This window comes from Streptomyces sp. NPDC085524 (assembly GCF_044541755.1).
Taxonomy (GTDB): Bacteria; Actinomycetota; Actinomycetes; order Streptomycetales; family Streptomycetaceae; genus Streptomyces.
Genome location: NZ_JBITTH010000026.1, coordinates 105,431 through 119,881 on the forward strand (window position 1 = coordinate 105,431; position 14,451 = coordinate 119,881).

Here is a 14,451-nt window from a genome sequence, read left to right on the forward strand (position 1 = left end):
CCCTTGGGCCACGGCCCGGCGTTACCCCAAGCCGCTTGCACTCGTGGGGGTCGAGTGCTAATCATTGGCGTTAGCACTCTCCGGTTGAGAGTGCTACTGAACGAGGACCGGGTCGGTGAGGCCCGCAGGGTCCGGCGGGAAGGAACCGCCGGGCACGCAGGCCGTCCGTCGCGGGCGCGGGCGCGGTCCAGGAGCAATCCACCGCTGTCCGGGAGGACCACTTCAGATGGCCAAGATCATTGCGTTCGACGAGGAGGCCCGCCGCGGCCTCGAGCGTGGGATGAACCAGCTCGCCGACGCCGTCAAGGTCACCCTTGGCCCCAAGGGTCGCAACGTCGTCCTTGAGAAGAAGTGGGGCGCCCCCACGATCACCAACGATGGTGTTTCCATCGCCAAGGAGATCGAGCTCGAGGACCCGTACGAGAAGATCGGCGCCGAGCTGGTCAAGGAAGTCGCCAAGAAGACGGACGACGTCGCCGGCGACGGTACGACCACCGCCACCGTCCTCGCCCAGGCGCTCGTCCGCGAGGGTCTGCGCAACGTGGCCGCCGGTGCCAACCCGATGGCCCTCAAGCGTGGTATCGAGAAGGCCGTCGAGGCCGTCTCCGCCGCCCTGCTCGCCCAGGCGAAGGATGTCGAGACCAAGGAGCAGATCGCTTCCACGGCCTCCATCTCCGCCGCCGACACCCAGATCGGCGAGCTCATCGCCGAGGCCATGGACAAGGTCGGCAAGGAAGGCGTCATCACCGTCGAGGAGTCGCAGACCTTCGGTCTGGAGCTCGAGCTCACCGAGGGCATGCGCTTCGACAAGGGCTACATCTCGGCGTACTTCGCCACCGACATGGAGCGTATGGAGTCGGCTCTCGACGACCCGTACATCCTGATCGTCAACTCCAAGATCGGCTCGGTCAAGGACCTGCTGCCGCTCCTGGAGAAGGTCATGCAGTCCGGCAAGCCGCTGCTGATCATCGCCGAGGACGTCGAGGGCGAGGCCCTGTCGACCCTGGTCGTCAACAAGATCCGCGGCACCTTCAAGTCCGTCGCCGTCAAGGCCCCGGGCTTCGGCGACCGCCGCAAGGCCATGCTCGGCGACATCGCCATCCTCACGGGCGGCACGGTCATCTCCGAGGAGGTCGGCCTCAAGCTGGAGAACGCCGGTCTCGACCTGCTCGGCCGCGCCCGCAAGGTCGTCATCACCAAGGACGAGACCACCATCGTCGACGGTGCCGGTGACAGCGACCAGGTCGCCGGTCGCGTGAACCAGATCCGCGCCGAGATCGAGAACTCCGACTCGGACTACGACCGCGAGAAGCTCCAGGAGCGCCTCGCGAAGCTGGCCGGCGGCGTGGCCGTCATCAAGGCCGGTGCCGCGACCGAGGTCGAGCTCAAGGAGCGCAAGCACCGCATCGAGGACGCCGTTCGCAACGCGAAGGCGGCCGTCGAGGAGGGCATCGTCGCCGGCGGTGGCGTGGCCCTGCTGCAGGCCTCCTCGGTCTTCGAGAAGCTCGACCTGTCGGGTGACGAGGCGACCGGCGCCAACGCCGTGAAGCTCGCCCTGGAGGCCCCGCTCAAGCAGATCGCCGTCAACGGTGGTCTCGAGGGTGGCGTCGTCGTGGAGAAGGTCCGCAACCTGACCGTCGGCTGGGGCCTCAACGCCGCGACCGGCGAGTACGTCGACATGATCGCCGAGGGCATCATCGACCCGGCGAAGGTCACCCGCTCCGCGCTGCAGAACGCGGCGTCCATCGCGGCCCTCTTCCTCACCACCGAGGCCGTCATCGCCGACAAGCCCGAGAAGGCCGGCGCTGCTGCCGGCGGCGGCATGCCGGGCGGCGACATGGACTTCTGATCCACCGCGGGCCGGCCTCCGGCCCTGGTGGATCGGCTGTTCTTCACGTACCGAGGGCGGCACCCCTTCCTGACGGAGGGGGTGCCGCCCTCGGGCGTTTCCGCGGTGCGGTGCGGTGCGGTTCATGCTCGGGTGCGGGTCAGGCCAGCGGGTCAGGCCAGCTGCTTGAGGAAGTACACGTCCTCGTGGCCGCCCGGGAAGCCCGGGACGCGGGCCGTTTCCACGTAGCCGTGGCGGGCGTAGAAGGACGGGGCCTGGAAGGTGAACGAGGAGACGAGGACGCTCGCGCAGCCCCGGGCCCGGGCCTCTTCCTCGGCGGCGGCCAGGAGCTTCGCGCCCCAGCCGGCGCCCCGGCTGTCCTCGCGGACCCAGGTCATCGCCATGCCCGCCCGGTCGCCCCAGCTCCAGCCGCTGAGCCCGGCGACGAGCTCTCCGTCCGCGTCGGTGATCCGCACGGTGAACTCGGACTGCTCCTGGCCCGGCGTCGCGGCCTGGTTGAAGACGTCCAGCTCCTTGCTCAGGCGCGCGTCGAGCTCGGCGTCCGGGCCGCCTGTGGTGATCCCCACCCCGTTGTCGTTCATGGGGTCATCGTGCGGGTCGGAAGCCGGTGGTGTCGATCTCGAATCCGAAGGGGGCAGGGACGGGCAGGGGCTCGCCGAAGGACACTGTCCTGCGGGAGCGGTATCCGTGCGGGGAGGGTTCCCAGAAGCAGGTGATCTCGGACGCTTGCATGTCGACGACCAGGTGGACGGGGACGAGCTGTCCGTACACGTCCAGCTTCTCGTGCCAGTCCACGTCTTTCGTGGACACCGAGGTGAACTCGGTCACCAGGGAGAGTGCCGCTGCGTCCAGATGCCTCCCCTCGCCCTCGAAGCCGGACTCGTCCACCACGTAGAGATCGGGGCCGTAAGCACGTCCTGCTTCAGGGAACTGGAAGAGGAACGGCGCGATGTCCGCGACATGTCCTTCCGGGGCGTGGGCCTCGAGTTGCTTGCGCAGTGCCCGCATGGGGCGGTAGTAGCGGCGCAGGGACCACGGCGACACGACGATCTTCCCCCGGATGAGCTCGGCCTTGAAGCCGTCTGGCGTGTTCAGCTCCGCGACCGTGCGCAGGAGGTCTTCGAAGGTCGGCGGCGCCGACAACGTCTCTATCGGTGTGGCCCGCTCGATCATGATGGTCACCCGTCGTCCTCCGCACGGCGTGCTGTGCTGAGCCCGTGCCTCATCCCAGGCTAGTGCCGAGGTCGTTTCCGTGCCCGGTCCTCGGGACGGGTCCCCATCGACCGGGTGGTTTTGGTTGACTCGGGGCATGAGCGAAAGCAGCGCACTCTTCGTCAAGATCTGCGGCCTCAAGACCGCCCACGACGTCGACGTGGCCGTCGAGGCCGGGGCCGATGCCGTCGGGTTCGTGTTCGCGCCCGGGAGTCCGCGTACGGTCGACGCCGCCACCGCGCGGGTGCTGGCGGCGCGGGTGCCGGACGAGGTGCTCACCGTCGGGGTGTTCCGGAAGCAGACGGTCGAGGAGGTGCGCCGGTTCGCCGAGGAGAGCGGTGTACGGGGTGTGCAGCTGCACGGCGAGGAAGGCCCCGAGGACTTCGCGGCGCTGCGCGCCGAGGGCCGTACCCTGCTGCGGGCCACCGCCGAGCAGGTGGAGCGGTGCGGTGAGTACGGGGAGGACCTGCTGCTGCTGGACGCCCCCGACCCCGGCTCCGGCAAGCCCTGGAACTGGGGCGCGGCGGACTTCACCGCCCCCGAGGGGCACTGGCTGCTCGCGGGCGGGCTGAACCCGGGCAACGTGCGGGAGGCGGTCGAGGTCACCGGCGCGTGGGGCGTGGACGTGTCCAGCGGGGTCGAGTCGGCGCGCGGCGTGAAGTCGCCCGACCTGATCCGCGCCTTCATCGAAGCGGCGCGGGGCGGGGCGGCCTGAGCCGCCGCTTCAGCCCGTCACCCCTACGGCGCTCCGCGCCCGCGCCTCAAACGCCGGCGGGGCTGGATTTCGGCTGCTGCCGTCTGCACCCTCCGGCCCGTCCGGCGTTTGAGGACCGGGGGTCCGGGCGGAGCCCCCGCCGGGTCCGGGCGGAGCCCGGGGAACGGTGGAAGGGCGGGGCGGGGAGCGGCTCCGCGCAGCGGCACCGTCGGGGCCGCCGGGCCCGGGCGCGCGCCGGGGCATCTCCTCGGCCGTCGAACGTTTCCAGGGGTCGGAGGGTGGAGGGCGGTTGCGTTCGACGCCCTGCGGGGGCGCCCCGCCGCACACCCGGCCCCGGCGGCGCAGGGGTGGGGGCCTCGGGGTGTGGTTCCGGTGGTCCGGACGGGCCAGTGCTGCGGCACGGTCCGCCGGGATCGGGGGCGGGCCGTGTTCCCGTGGACGGATGAACTTCCTCCGCACACGCTGCGCCGCAGCCCTCGGCACGCTGCTGGCCTCGGTGGCACTCGGCTCCCTCGCGCCCGCGTCCTCGTCCGCCGCGCCGAAGCCGGGCGAGCTGGTCGTTCCGTCGGCCGCCTACCCGACCGTCCAGTCCGCGGTCGACGCCGCGCAGCCCGGGGGCCGCATCGCGCTGCGCCCCGGCGTCTACCGCGAGCAGGTGAGGGTCCACAAGGACCTCACCATCGCGGGCGCGGGCGCCGGGAAGTCCACCATCCTCGCGCCGCAGGCCCTGGTGGCCGATCCCGACGGCCTCAACTCGATCGTCTACCTCGACAACGCGGCGCACGTGACGATGTCCCGGCTGTCCGTGAGCGGGCCGGGGTCCGGTACGTGTGAACGGGGCGCGCTCGGAGCGGGGATCCGGGTTTTCGGCGGGGCGCACCTGGACCTGAGCCACGCCGCGGTGTCCCACATCAAGGACACCCCGCTCGCAGGGTGCTTCCACAGCGCCAACGCCGTCCTCGTCGGGGACTATCCCACCGGTGCCGGGTCGGCGGACATCCGGGATTCCAGGATCACGGACTACCAGGGCTCCGGCGTCGTCGTACTCAGCCGTGACTCCAGGGCCACGCTGCTCCGCAACGTCATCACCGGCCAGAAGACCGTCTCCACGGACGGCATCGAGTTCATCGACGCGACCGGCAGGGTCGAGCACAACATCGTGAGCGACAACTCCTGCCGCGAGCCGGATCCGGGTTGCGGAACGGACTTCTTCCGCGACTTCCAGCACGCCGGCATCCTGGCCGGCCCGGGCGTCGTGGTCACCGGGAACCGTCTCGTCGGCAACCAGCTCGGCGTCTACGGCTACGGCGGGCTGGAGACCCGCAACAACACCATCATCGACAGCGACTACTTCGGCATCGCCTTCCAGGACGGCAGGTTCACCTCGGTCAAGGACACCATCCGGGGAGGCGGGGGCGGTGTCGCGGCCGTCGCCTTCGAAGTCGACACCACGGTGGAGCTGGACCGGGTGAGGATCGCGAACGTCTCGGGAGACCGGATCGGGATCTTCGAGAATCCCCCGTTCACCGCCGAGGTGACCGAGCGTTAGGGGTACGGGGCCCGGTCCGCGCGGCGGTCCGGGCCCCGGGAGGGTCAGGGCCTGGCGTAGGGCCGGGTCATGATCTCCATGTTGTGGCCGTCCGGATCGGCGAAGTACGCGCCGCGGCCGCCGAAGAGGTGGTTGATCCGGCCCGGTTCGGTGTGGTGGGGGTCTGCGTAGTGGGTGACCCCGATCGCGTCCAGCCGGGCGAGCATCGTGTCGAACTGGTCGTCGGGCACGAGGAAGGCGTAGTGCTGCGGCTGGAGCGGCTCGCCGGCGGGCTGTTCGTAGTAGTCGAGCGTGATGTTGTTGCCGAGGTCGACGGGCAGGAACGGGCCGAAGGGGGTGCCTGGCTTCAGGCCCAGGACGACGGCGATGAACTCGGCCGACAGCTGCCGGTCAGTGGCGTGGACGACGGTGTGGTTGAGCTGGACTTCGGTGACGGACATGTGGGGTGGCTCTCCAGGTCTCGGGTTCGGGATCGAGGACATGGAGAGGGCGGCGGGCCCCTGGCCCGCCCGGTGGTCACGCGGAGGCCGGGGGCCTCGCTCGTGTATGGCCCAAGGCCGACCCGGCAGTCACCGGGCCGACCTTACGCGCTGTCGGCGTCAGTCCGCGAGGCGGAGGGCGAACCTCTCGAAGACGTCGCCCACTTCGATCCAGCCGATCTGCCTGCAGCCCTGGTCCTGACCGACGCCCGAACAGTTGAATCCCGCGATGAGCATGCCGTTCAGCTGCCGGGAGTCCTGGTCGTTGATGGTGATCACCGGCCCGCCGCTGTCGCCGGGCCGGGCGATGACGGGGCTGGGGCTGGGGTTCGGGTCGCTGGCGCTGCCCCAGACGTAGGCGCCGTTGTTGACCCAGGTCGCGCTGCCGGCGTACGCGGTGCGGATGTTGCAGGCCACCTTGGTGGTGTAGCCCAGGTGGCAGGTGAAGTCGCCGACCGCCGCGTTGCGCACGCCGTTGAGGCGGCGGGTGTAGCCCTGCGCGTCGACGCCGTCCCAGGTGTAGCGGCTCGTCCGTGTCTCGATGAACGCCGAGTCGAGGTCGTCCAGCTTGGCTCCGACCGTGCCGACGCGGTAGCCGCCGGCAGTGAAGACGGTCTCGCCGAGCCCGTAGCAGTGGCCCGCGGTGACGAGCCACTGGCGGTTGTCCACCGTGCTGTGGGCAGGGATGCCACTGGTGCAGTGGGCGAAGGAGCCGTTCGCGGGTCCGAGCGCGGCCCCCGCGTAGAACGGCTCCCGGTCGTCCCAGCGGCTCAGCGGCACCATGGGGGAGGACTGGCGGACGCGGATGGGGGTGGTCCGGGCGGCCGCGAGCTCCTGTGCGACGGCGGGTCCGGCGAGGTACTTCTGCGCGGCCTTCGCGTCGTCGACGGTCAGCTCGATCGCACCGCCGTCGACGGTGCTGCCCGCCATCTCGATCTTGAAGGGCAGGTCCTTGCGGGTGCGGAAGTCCGTGATCTCCTTCCGCAGCTGCTGCAGCGTCTTCGCGCTCCTGCGTACGTTCAGCAGCTTCGTGTCGGCCGCCGGGGCGGCCTTCTGCACCGCGTCGAGGAAGGCCGCGCCCCGGGTCGTATCGGTGAGGTAGACGTTGACCGAGCGGTAGTCGGGGGCCATCTCGACCTGCGTGTACACGTCCGCGTACGCGCCCCGGCCGGCCCGCGCCGCGGCGTCGGCCACGATCCTGAGCGGTTCCAGTACCTCGCCCTGCTGTTGCGGCGTCATGGCCGCCACGGCATCGGCGGACAGGGGCCCGGGCGCCTCCGCTTCTGCGGTCGCCGTCGCACCGAGGGGGAGGACGGCCAGCACGGTCGCGAGCGCGAGTGAACGCCAAGCAGCCTTGTTCATACATCTCCTCGAATGGTGACTCTGCGTGTGTGATGTGTACGCAGCGTGACCGTAGTGATCGCCCGAAATGCCCGGCAAGGGCGCACGGCGGCCCTCGGGGGGCGCGCAGGGGGCGTGCGCCCTGCCCGACTCAGGCGGCCGGCCCGCCCGAGGAAGCGGAACCGTCCTCCTCGACCGACTCCACGAGCGAGGCCGTCGCCCGGAGCGTCTCGACCTGCCCGGGGGAGAGCGGGGCGGCGAAGCCGTTCATCGCCGTACGGAAGACGTGGACCGGCGTGATCCCGTACGCCTGCGCGACGGCCCCCGGATCGAGGCCGCGCCGCACGGTGACGATGTACGTGGGGTGGTCGGCCGGGGCCGCCACCCGGGACGCGGGCACGGGCGTCGGTCCGGGTCCGGCGGTGGTGGCATGGGCGGGCAGGGCGGCGGCCAGTACGACGGCGCCCACGGGGAGCGCCCGGCGCAGGCTCAAGGGGTTGCTCATGCGGCGAGGCCACCACCTGCGGCCGGGCCGGTCAACGAGCCCCGCGGGTGCGGCGGGAGCACGGGCGGGCCGTACGGGTGAGTCGGCGGGTGGCGGCCCGGTCGGCGATCGGCCAGGTGGGGGGCGGTGGTTCAAGCCGCGCCGACGCGGCGCCCGATGGGAAGGAAGGGCCGCACCCGCAACGGCACCCGTCGCCGCGGGCGGCTCACCGTGCCGACCTTCGACCCCGTCAGGGAGTTCCGTCCATGCGCCTGCTCGCCCGTCTGGCCGCCGCCGCCCTCCTCGCCGTGCCCCCGATCGCGGCGGGCACGGCCTCCGCCGCACCGGAGCCGCCCCCGGCACCGCTGCTCACGGCGGCCGATCCGGTGCCCGGCCGGTACATCGTGACCCTGGAGGAGGGGCAGGACGCGGCGAAGCTCGCGCGGGAGCTCGGCCTGAAGCCGTCGTTCGTCTACACCTCGGCGATGACCGGCTTCGCCGTGCCGCTGACCCCGGGCGAGCTGACGGCCGTCCGGGCCGCCGCCGGGGTGAAGTCGGTCGAGGAGGACGCCTCGGTCCAGGTGCCGATGCCGACCGCCCTGCGGGCACCGTCCAACTCCTGGGGGCTGGACCGGATCGACCAGCGGAACCTGCCGCTGGACGAGGACTTCACCACCCGGGGCGACGGCGCCGGGGTGACCGCGTACATCCTCGACAGCGGCATCGACTACGCGCACGAGGAATTCGGCGGCCGGGCCGCCTTCGGCTTCGACGCCGTCGGCGACGGCCGCCAGGGCCAGGACTGCACCGGCCACGGCACGCACGTCGCGGGCACGGTCGCCGGCGCGACCTTCGGGGTGGCGCGCAAGGCGAACCTGGTCAGCGTCCGGGTGCTCGGGTGCGACGGCTCGGGCTCGTGGTCGGGGGTCATCGCGGGCATGGACTGGGTCGCGAAGAACGCCAGGCAGCCGGCCGTGCTGAACGGCTCCCTGGGCGGGGACCGGTCGGCCGCCGTGAACAACGCGGCGACCGCCCTGTTCGAAGCGGGCGTGCTGCCGGTCGTCGCGGCGGGCAACTCCTCAGTTGACGCGTGCAGCTTCTCGCCCGCGTCCGCGACGGGTGTGGTCACGGTCGCCGCGTCCGACCAGTTCGACGAAGAGACCGGCTTCACCGACTACGGCCCGTGCGTCACCCTCTACGCCCCCGGCCAGGCCATCGTCTCCGCGAAGCTCGGCGGCGGCAGCGTGGCCCTCAACGGCACGTCGATGGCCACGCCGCACGTCACCGGCGTCGCCGCCCTCTACAAGCAGGCGCACCCGAGCGCGGCCCCGGCGGAGGTCGCGGGCTGGCTGGTCAACGAGTCCACGAAGGACGTCGTGACCGGCGTCGGCCCGGGCACCCCGAACCGGCTCTTGTACACCGGCGGCCTGTGAGTCGTCAGAGGCTCGCGACGAACGCGGCCCAGGCCTGTGCGGTGAAGACGACGTGGGGGCCGTCCGGGACCTTCGAGTCCCGGACGGGGGCGATGGCGCCGGCGCCGCTGTGGGTGGACTTCTGCCAGGTGGCCATCTCCAGGCAGTTGCCGCCGTCACCGGCGCTGTAGCTGGACTTGCGCCAGGTGGCTGCTGAAAGGTCGTACTCAGGCATGCTGGTCATGTGAGTAATCCTCCGCCACGGACTCGATCAGAGCCAGGGATTCTTGGGGTGAGAGCGCACTGGCCGTGAGGAGATCGTAGGTCAGCGTGTGATGGGCGACCGTGGCCGGATCGTCCAACAGGAGTCCTGTTCCCAGGCCTTCGACGTAGGCGAGCGGTGGAGCATCGTCGAAGTGCATCAGCCTGAGGGGACCACCCAAGGCCGCATGGGCTCCTGCCTTGAACGGGATTACCTGGGCGATGACCCGATGCGAGTGGATCAGCGCCGCGAGATGCCTCGAAGCTTCGGCCATGACTGCTCCGCTCCCCACCTTGCGGCGGAGTACCGCCTCGTCAAGGACGGTCCACAACATTGGCGTTGTTGGGTCGGTTAGCAGCACGGCCCTGGCCAGCCGGTTCGTGACCAGCTCGTCGATGACTTCCGTGGTGGCGGTCGGCTGGTACGCGCGGAACACCGCCCGCGCGTACGCCTCCGTCTGGAGCAGACCCGGGATGATCAGCGGCGCGTACTCCCGGATGGAAGTGGCCAGCGCCTCCGCCTCAGCCGCAGCCGCGAAGTGGTCCGGGTACTTGGACTTCGCCGCTGCCCCGCAGTTCCGCGTGAAGAAGCCGTCCGTTGCGAGGATGTCGTCTATCTGCCGGGCGAAATCGACGTGCATCCGGCGGGTGCCCGCCTCCAGCTGGCCGATGAACGAGCCGCTCACGAAGAGCGGTTCACCGAGCTCGGTCTGGCTCATGCCCGCGCGCTCGCGCGCCACGCGGAGTTCGGCGCCGAGGAGGGCGCGGGGTGAGGAGGAGGGGTCGAGGTTCTTTCCTGGCATGGCAACTCCCTGACCAACACGTGCGGTTGTTGCGGTGTCCGCATTGAAAGGCTAGCGAGCCCGTCGCCACGCTGTGTGTCGAAGTCGGATACGCAGAGTAGAAAGGTGACATGTCATGGTGCTCTCCTCCCAGGAGCGCATGCAGGCGGCCGAGGAGGCCGTCCGGCAGCTGAAGGAGTCCCTGGCCGGGGTCGGGGTGGTGTTCCCCTCCCTCGACGTGGACGGGGTCTCCGCCGCCGGTACCTACGGCCTGCCGCTGGTCGACCTCGGCCGCTGCAACCTGGACACCGCGCTCCGGCTGGCCGCCGTACTCCACGAGAGGGCACACCCGTGAGCGAGGCGGTGGAGTGGGGCTTCGAGCTGGGCTGGAGGCTGCACGCGCTGGAGGCGGCCCTGGTCGGCGGGGCGTGGCGGCGCAGGGGCGCGGGGCTTTCCGTACGGGTGCGGTGCGACGGCGGCGGGCTCTGGACGGCCGTCGGGGACGACGGCGAGCGGCGGGAGGTGCGCACGGCGGAGACGGCGGACGAGGCGACCGCGCTCGTACAGGAGGCCTTCGGGCTGACGGCGTGGCGGCCGCAGCCGCCTCCGCCGCCGGGGTGGCAGCGGTTCACGCTGCTGCACTGTCCGGTGGGGGAGTGTCCGGAGTTCGAGGACGCCCGTTACGAGGGGCTCAAGGCGCGACCGCCGCAGGGGTGTTCGGTGGAAGAGGTCGGCGGGTACTTCGGGCTGCGCTGCGAGCGGCCGGGGGCGCGGCTGCTGGACGCGGTCGCCGAGACCGTGCGGGAGGTCCACCGGGAGCACGGGCTGCTCATGAACGACCTGGGCGTCGAGAAGCTGTGGGAGTGGTCGGCGGACGGTACGGACGGCTGGGGCGCCGAGATCGTCGGCCAGCTGCTGCTGATGGCGGCCGAGCGGGGGCCGAGGGTCGGCTACGGTGCCGATGACCTGGTGCGCTTCATGCGGCGCGCCGCCGCCGGCTGAAGTTCACTTCGTGGTGATGGGATCGCCGTCGTGCTCGCCGCCGATGCAGGTCCACAGGGCGGTGGCGGAGTCGTACTCCACCGTTCCCCCCATTTTCTCGCAGTCGGGTCCGGTGACAGCCGGGGCGGCGGCCTGCGCGACGGGGAGCGCGGCACCGAGGACGGCCAGGACGAGGGCGGCGGTGAAGGCGAGGATTCGTCTGCGCATGGGGGCTCCTCTCGGTACCAGCTTCGCCCTGCGCCGTCGTTCGCGCACTCGGACGCTCCAGAGGCGGCGTCGGCGGTCAAGGGGCAGGCTGGTGTTATGGCGAACACGCGGGAGGTCTCCGTGGGGGCGCCTGACGACCTCGGCTTGCGGAAGGTCACGATCGACGGCAAGACCGTGGGAAAGGCCTGGTCTCCCTGGGAACTCCAAAGATTTCTGGACCGTGCCGGTGTGGAACGCGGGCACGACATCCGTTGGTTCGGCGGCGACAGCACTGTGTGGCCGGACCGAGGGGGGTGGCGACGGCGGACGATCGGCTTCCTGGTGTTCATCGGCCTGCTCGCGACGGTGTGTCCCCTCTTCCGGATCGGAATATCCGACAGCGGGAACGCCCTGACCTACGGCGGACGCATCGCGGGGTTCACCATCCTCGTCGCGTCCCTGGTGGAGGCCTGTGCCGCCGCGGCCTGCATCGACTACTGGGGGAAGCGCCGATGGCGCTACTCGGGGGTGGTCGTTCTCGCCGGAGTCGTGATCGCCCTCCTCTGTGGCATCGCCCTCCTCCTGCTGCAGATCGGCGAGCGGTTCACCGGCTACACCCTGTTGGGCATCGCCCTGACCGTCGGGTCTTCGCTGGCCCTGGTCGAACTCGTCAAGTCCCGGGCCTGGAAGGGCCTTCACAACCCTGGGAGGATAGCGATCGGGGCGGTCATCTCCACCGTTCTCGCCGGCGCCAACCTGGCCTATTCGCAGATCTATGTCCCCTATGTGAAGACCCCGCTGGTGGAGAGCGGAGCCGAGTTCAGGGAGTCGAATCTGGAGAAGGCAGGGGGGCCGATGTACGTGACGGTCCATCTGTACGTCAAGAACGCGGGCGAGGTTCCGGTCTACGTGCTCGACAGCAAGTACTGGATCCACGGCGTGCCCGCGAGCAGTCGCCCCGAGACCAAGCCGGCCAAGGGAACGTCGGTCAAGGACAAGCCGGCCAAGGACGAACTCATCTACGACGGCGCATTCGTCGTGCCGGTGGGCCGCGTGCTGAATCCGGGGGAGGAGGTCGCACAGGATTCGGTCGTGGAGGTCGACGATCCGGCGAGCCGCCCGTACGAGGCGATCAGGGCGCAGACGGAGGTGTACGTGATCAGGAAGGACAGGATGAAGGTTCCTCCTGACTACGAGCGCTCCGGGGTTGCGGAAAAGGATCTCGCGGAGGTGGCCAGGAAGGAGAAGGTAACCCTTCCTCCCCACACGAAGTACATGTACCGGTCGAACGTCTCGAACAGCAGTGAAATCCTGAACGTGACCCGTGGTCCGCAGCGCATCACGGTGTTCAGGGTGGCCAGCAGCCAGTGGCCGCGCGTCGTCGTGGACGTATCGCCGCCGGGCGCCCGAATAGACCTCAAGCCCAACCTTCCCCTGGCGAACGAAAGGGCCATCGACCGGTACGGACTCTCGGTGGTGCGCGGCTCCACGGCGCAGATGCCCTACCAGGAGCTCATGGAGAAGGCCCGAGCCGTCCAGAAGCAGGCCGAGCCGCCCAAGTGAGCCCTGCCTTCAGCGCAGATCGAGCAGCATCACGTCGCGGAGGTCCGTGCCCGGGCCCAGCGGCTGCGCCTCGGCGACCTTGCGGTATCCCCAGGCCCGGTAGGCGGCCGGCGCGGCCCCGCTCGCCGGGAGGACGTTCAGCAGCACCCGCTCGGCCGTGACGGCGTCGAGCAGCGCCGTGTGCAGGCGCCCGGCGAGGCCCTGACCGCGCCACGGGCCGCGTACGGCGAGTTCCATGAGGGCGAAGGTGCGGTGGCCGTCCTCGCGGCGCACGTCGTCGGCCACGGGCGTGGTCAGTTGGTCCCACCACACCGCGTCGGGCCCGAGGAGGAAGCCGTACGCCATGCCGACCGGCCCGCCGTCCGCGGTGCGGGCCAGGACGGCGCGGAAGCCGGGCTTGGCGGTCTGTACGGGGAAGCGGCGGAAGGCGGCGGAGACGTCCTCCTCGGTCTCGTCGTAGGGGGGCTCCGCGAACACTTCGGCGTAGATCAGCCTGAAGGCGTCCGAGGCCCGGACCGCGGCCGGGCCGTCCATGTGCTCCAAGTGCGCCGTCGTGGTGACTTCTTGCTGCGTCATGCGCACAAACTGCCACAGCGGCCACGGCCGGGTCTTCCGAGTATCCGCCTACTCCGGGGCGGGATTTTGGGGGGGGGGGGGGATGGATGACGGGTCGGCGCCGGCGCCGCTGGTGAGCGGGGAGCTGCAGCCTGATCCGGGCGGGCGGCCCCGGCCCCGGCCCGTGCGCGGTCGCGGTCGCGGAGCCGGGTGAGGGTGCCTGCCTGGGCTGCGATGCCTGCGCCGTACAGGGGGAGCCAGAGGGTGGTCGTGGCCGGCAGGCATCCGCCGCACGGCCCTCCTTGGCCCGGGGCGCCGTGCCGGGCGGGACCCGCGCCCCGCCCGGATGGCCCGCGGGGGACGGCCGTGCGCAGGTACCTCATGCGGGGGCGTCCGTGCGGAGTCGGGCGTGGAGGTGTTCGTCGTGCCAGCCGTCCGCGTGGAGGAGGGCGCCGCGCATGGTGCCCTCCAGGGGGAAGCCGGCCTTGGTGGCGACGGCGCAGGAGGCGGGGTTGTGCACGGAGTGGGTGATGCGGAGGCGGTACAGGCCGAGGTCCTCGAAGGCCCAGCGGGTGATGCGGGCCGTGGCCGCGACCGTCGCCCCGGAGCCCCGGCCCGCGGGGAGCAGCCAGTAGAGGAACTCCCCGCTGCCGCCCCGCAGATCGAGGTCGGCGAGGCCGATCAGGCCGACGGCCGGGCCCCCGGCGGCCGGGGCGATCGCCCAGACCGCGGCCTCCTCCGCCTGCCAGAGGTCGCGGAGGCGGGCGACGTGCGCCTCGGCCTCGGCGGGGGTGCGGCGGGCGGGGCGGTTCCAGTGCCGGATGTCCGGGTCCTCGTACGAGGCGACCAGCGCGGGGGCGTCGTACGCCCGCCACGGGCGCAGCAGCATCCCGCCGGGGAGGGCGAAGTCGGGCTGGGGGAGGGCGGCCATCCGGCCGGCCGGGACCACGGGGGGTATCTCGTCGATCATTGCTGCATCATCGCCCCGTGCTTCCCCCGTGCTTGCCTCGTACTAGCCCCGTGCGTGCCCCCCCGGATGCCCCTCATGGCCCCCGTCGTCG

Annotated in this window: 17 protein-coding genes; 7 read left to right on the plus strand and 10 right to left on the minus strand. The window is 71.2% G+C overall.

Annotated features, from left to right (window positions below; genetic code table 11):
• Nucleotides 1–226: 226 nt before the first annotated feature.
• Complete coding sequence (groL, locus tag ACIGFK_RS32520) at nucleotides 227–1,849, plus strand: chaperonin GroEL (RefSeq protein ID WP_376661398.1); 1,623 nt, start codon at nucleotides 227–229, stop codon at nucleotides 1,847–1,849.
• A 152-nt stretch (nucleotides 1,850–2,001) separates the two neighbouring features.
• On the opposite strand, the gene ACIGFK_RS32525 is transcribed toward groL, so the two are convergent.
• Together ACIGFK_RS32525 and ACIGFK_RS32530 are read right to left on the minus strand one after the other, a co-directional pair.
• A complete protein-coding gene (locus tag ACIGFK_RS32525) occupies nucleotides 2,002–2,430 on the minus strand; it encodes a GNAT family N-acetyltransferase (protein WP_400054657.1) in 429 nt (142 codons plus the stop codon).
• Nucleotides 2,431–2,434: 4 nt separating this feature from the next.
• Complete coding sequence (locus ACIGFK_RS32530; RefSeq protein WP_376661404.1) at nucleotides 2,435–3,022, minus strand: Uma2 family endonuclease; 588 nt, start codon at nucleotides 3,020–3,022, stop codon at nucleotides 2,435–2,437.
• A 136-nt stretch (nucleotides 3,023–3,158) separates the two neighbouring features.
• Between ACIGFK_RS32530 and ACIGFK_RS32535 the strand changes: the two genes are divergently transcribed.
• Both ACIGFK_RS32535 and ACIGFK_RS32540 read left to right on the plus strand, forming a co-directional pair.
• Entirely contained in the window at nucleotides 3,159–3,776 is a 618-nt protein-coding gene (locus ACIGFK_RS32535) for a phosphoribosylanthranilate isomerase (RefSeq protein WP_376661396.1), read from the plus strand.
• A gap of 442 nt (nucleotides 3,777–4,218) precedes the next feature.
• Nucleotides 4,219–5,325 carry a right-handed parallel beta-helix repeat-containing protein gene (locus ACIGFK_RS32540; protein WP_400054660.1) on the plus strand — a complete coding sequence of 369 codons (1,107 nt, stop codon included), beginning with the start codon at nucleotides 4,219–4,221 and terminating at the stop codon, nucleotides 5,323–5,325.
• A gap of 44 nt (nucleotides 5,326–5,369) precedes the next feature.
• Here the strand turns inward: ACIGFK_RS32540 and ACIGFK_RS32545 are convergent, their stop codons facing one another.
• From ACIGFK_RS32545 to ACIGFK_RS32555, 3 genes are all read right to left on the minus strand, one after another.
• Complete coding sequence (locus ACIGFK_RS32545) at nucleotides 5,370–5,765, minus strand: VOC family protein (RefSeq protein ID WP_376658411.1); 396 nt, start codon at nucleotides 5,763–5,765, stop codon at nucleotides 5,370–5,372.
• 159 nt (nucleotides 5,766–5,924) lie between these two features.
• Nucleotides 5,925–7,166 carry a hypothetical protein gene (locus ACIGFK_RS32550; protein ID WP_386472955.1) on the minus strand — a complete coding sequence of 414 codons (1,242 nt, stop codon included), beginning with the start codon at nucleotides 7,164–7,166 and terminating at the stop codon, nucleotides 5,925–5,927.
• Between the two features lie 130 nt (nucleotides 7,167–7,296).
• Nucleotides 7,297–7,650 (minus strand): protease inhibitor I9 family protein, encoded by a 354-nt coding sequence (locus tag ACIGFK_RS32555; protein ID WP_400054662.1) that lies wholly within the window; start codon nucleotides 7,648–7,650, stop codon nucleotides 7,297–7,299.
• A gap of 245 nt (nucleotides 7,651–7,895) precedes the next feature.
• On the opposite strand from ACIGFK_RS32555, the gene ACIGFK_RS32560 reads away from it, so the two are divergent.
• Entirely contained in the window at nucleotides 7,896–9,062 is a 1,167-nt protein-coding gene (locus tag ACIGFK_RS32560) for a S8 family peptidase (protein WP_400054664.1), read from the plus strand.
• Between the two features lie 4 nt (nucleotides 9,063–9,066).
• Here the strand turns inward: ACIGFK_RS32560 and ACIGFK_RS32565 are convergent, their stop codons facing one another.
• The gene (locus ACIGFK_RS32565; RefSeq protein ID WP_376658407.1) at nucleotides 9,067–9,285 is read right to left on the minus strand and encodes a DUF397 domain-containing protein; all 219 of its coding nucleotides are present in this window, start codon (nucleotides 9,283–9,285) and stop codon (nucleotides 9,067–9,069) included.
• Nucleotides 9,269–10,105, minus strand: a complete 837-nt coding sequence (locus ACIGFK_RS32570; protein WP_376658406.1) for a Scr1 family TA system antitoxin-like transcriptional regulator — start codon at nucleotides 10,103–10,105, stop codon at nucleotides 9,269–9,271. The genes ACIGFK_RS32565 and ACIGFK_RS32570 overlap by 17 nt, the downstream gene beginning before the upstream one ends.
• A 115-nt stretch (nucleotides 10,106–10,220) precedes the next feature.
• On the opposite strand from ACIGFK_RS32570, the gene ACIGFK_RS32575 reads away from it, so the two are divergent.
• Nucleotides 10,221–10,439: a hypothetical protein gene (locus ACIGFK_RS32575; RefSeq protein WP_376658405.1), complete on the plus strand. Its 219-nt coding sequence runs from the start codon at nucleotides 10,221–10,223 to the stop codon at nucleotides 10,437–10,439.
• Nucleotides 10,436–11,086, plus strand: a complete 651-nt coding sequence (locus tag ACIGFK_RS32580) for a hypothetical protein (protein ID WP_400054667.1) — start codon at nucleotides 10,436–10,438, stop codon at nucleotides 11,084–11,086. The genes ACIGFK_RS32575 and ACIGFK_RS32580 overlap by 4 nt, the downstream gene beginning before the upstream one ends.
• 3 nt (nucleotides 11,087–11,089) lie before the next feature.
• Here ACIGFK_RS32580 and ACIGFK_RS32585 read toward each other — a convergent pair whose 3' ends face one another.
• Nucleotides 11,090–11,293 (minus strand): hypothetical protein, encoded by a 204-nt coding sequence (locus ACIGFK_RS32585; RefSeq protein WP_376658403.1) that lies wholly within the window; start codon nucleotides 11,291–11,293, stop codon nucleotides 11,090–11,092.
• 96 nt (nucleotides 11,294–11,389) lie between these two features.
• Here ACIGFK_RS32585 and ACIGFK_RS32590 point away from each other — a divergent pair, with 96 nt between their 5' ends.
• The gene (locus tag ACIGFK_RS32590) at nucleotides 11,390–12,835 is read left to right on the plus strand and encodes a hypothetical protein (protein WP_400054669.1); all 1,446 of its coding nucleotides are present in this window, start codon (nucleotides 11,390–11,392) and stop codon (nucleotides 12,833–12,835) included.
• Between the two features lie 9 nt (nucleotides 12,836–12,844).
• Here the strand turns inward: ACIGFK_RS32590 and ACIGFK_RS32595 are convergent, their stop codons facing one another.
• A complete protein-coding gene (locus ACIGFK_RS32595; protein ID WP_376658401.1) occupies nucleotides 12,845–13,411 on the minus strand; it encodes a GNAT family N-acetyltransferase in 567 nt (188 codons plus the stop codon).
• Nucleotides 13,412–13,769: 358 nt separating this feature from the next.
• Nucleotides 13,770–14,360, minus strand: coding sequence for a GNAT family N-acetyltransferase (locus ACIGFK_RS32600; RefSeq protein WP_386472970.1), 591 nt, complete (start codon nucleotides 14,358–14,360; stop codon nucleotides 13,770–13,772).
• Between the last annotated feature and the right edge of the window lie 91 nt (nucleotides 14,361–14,451).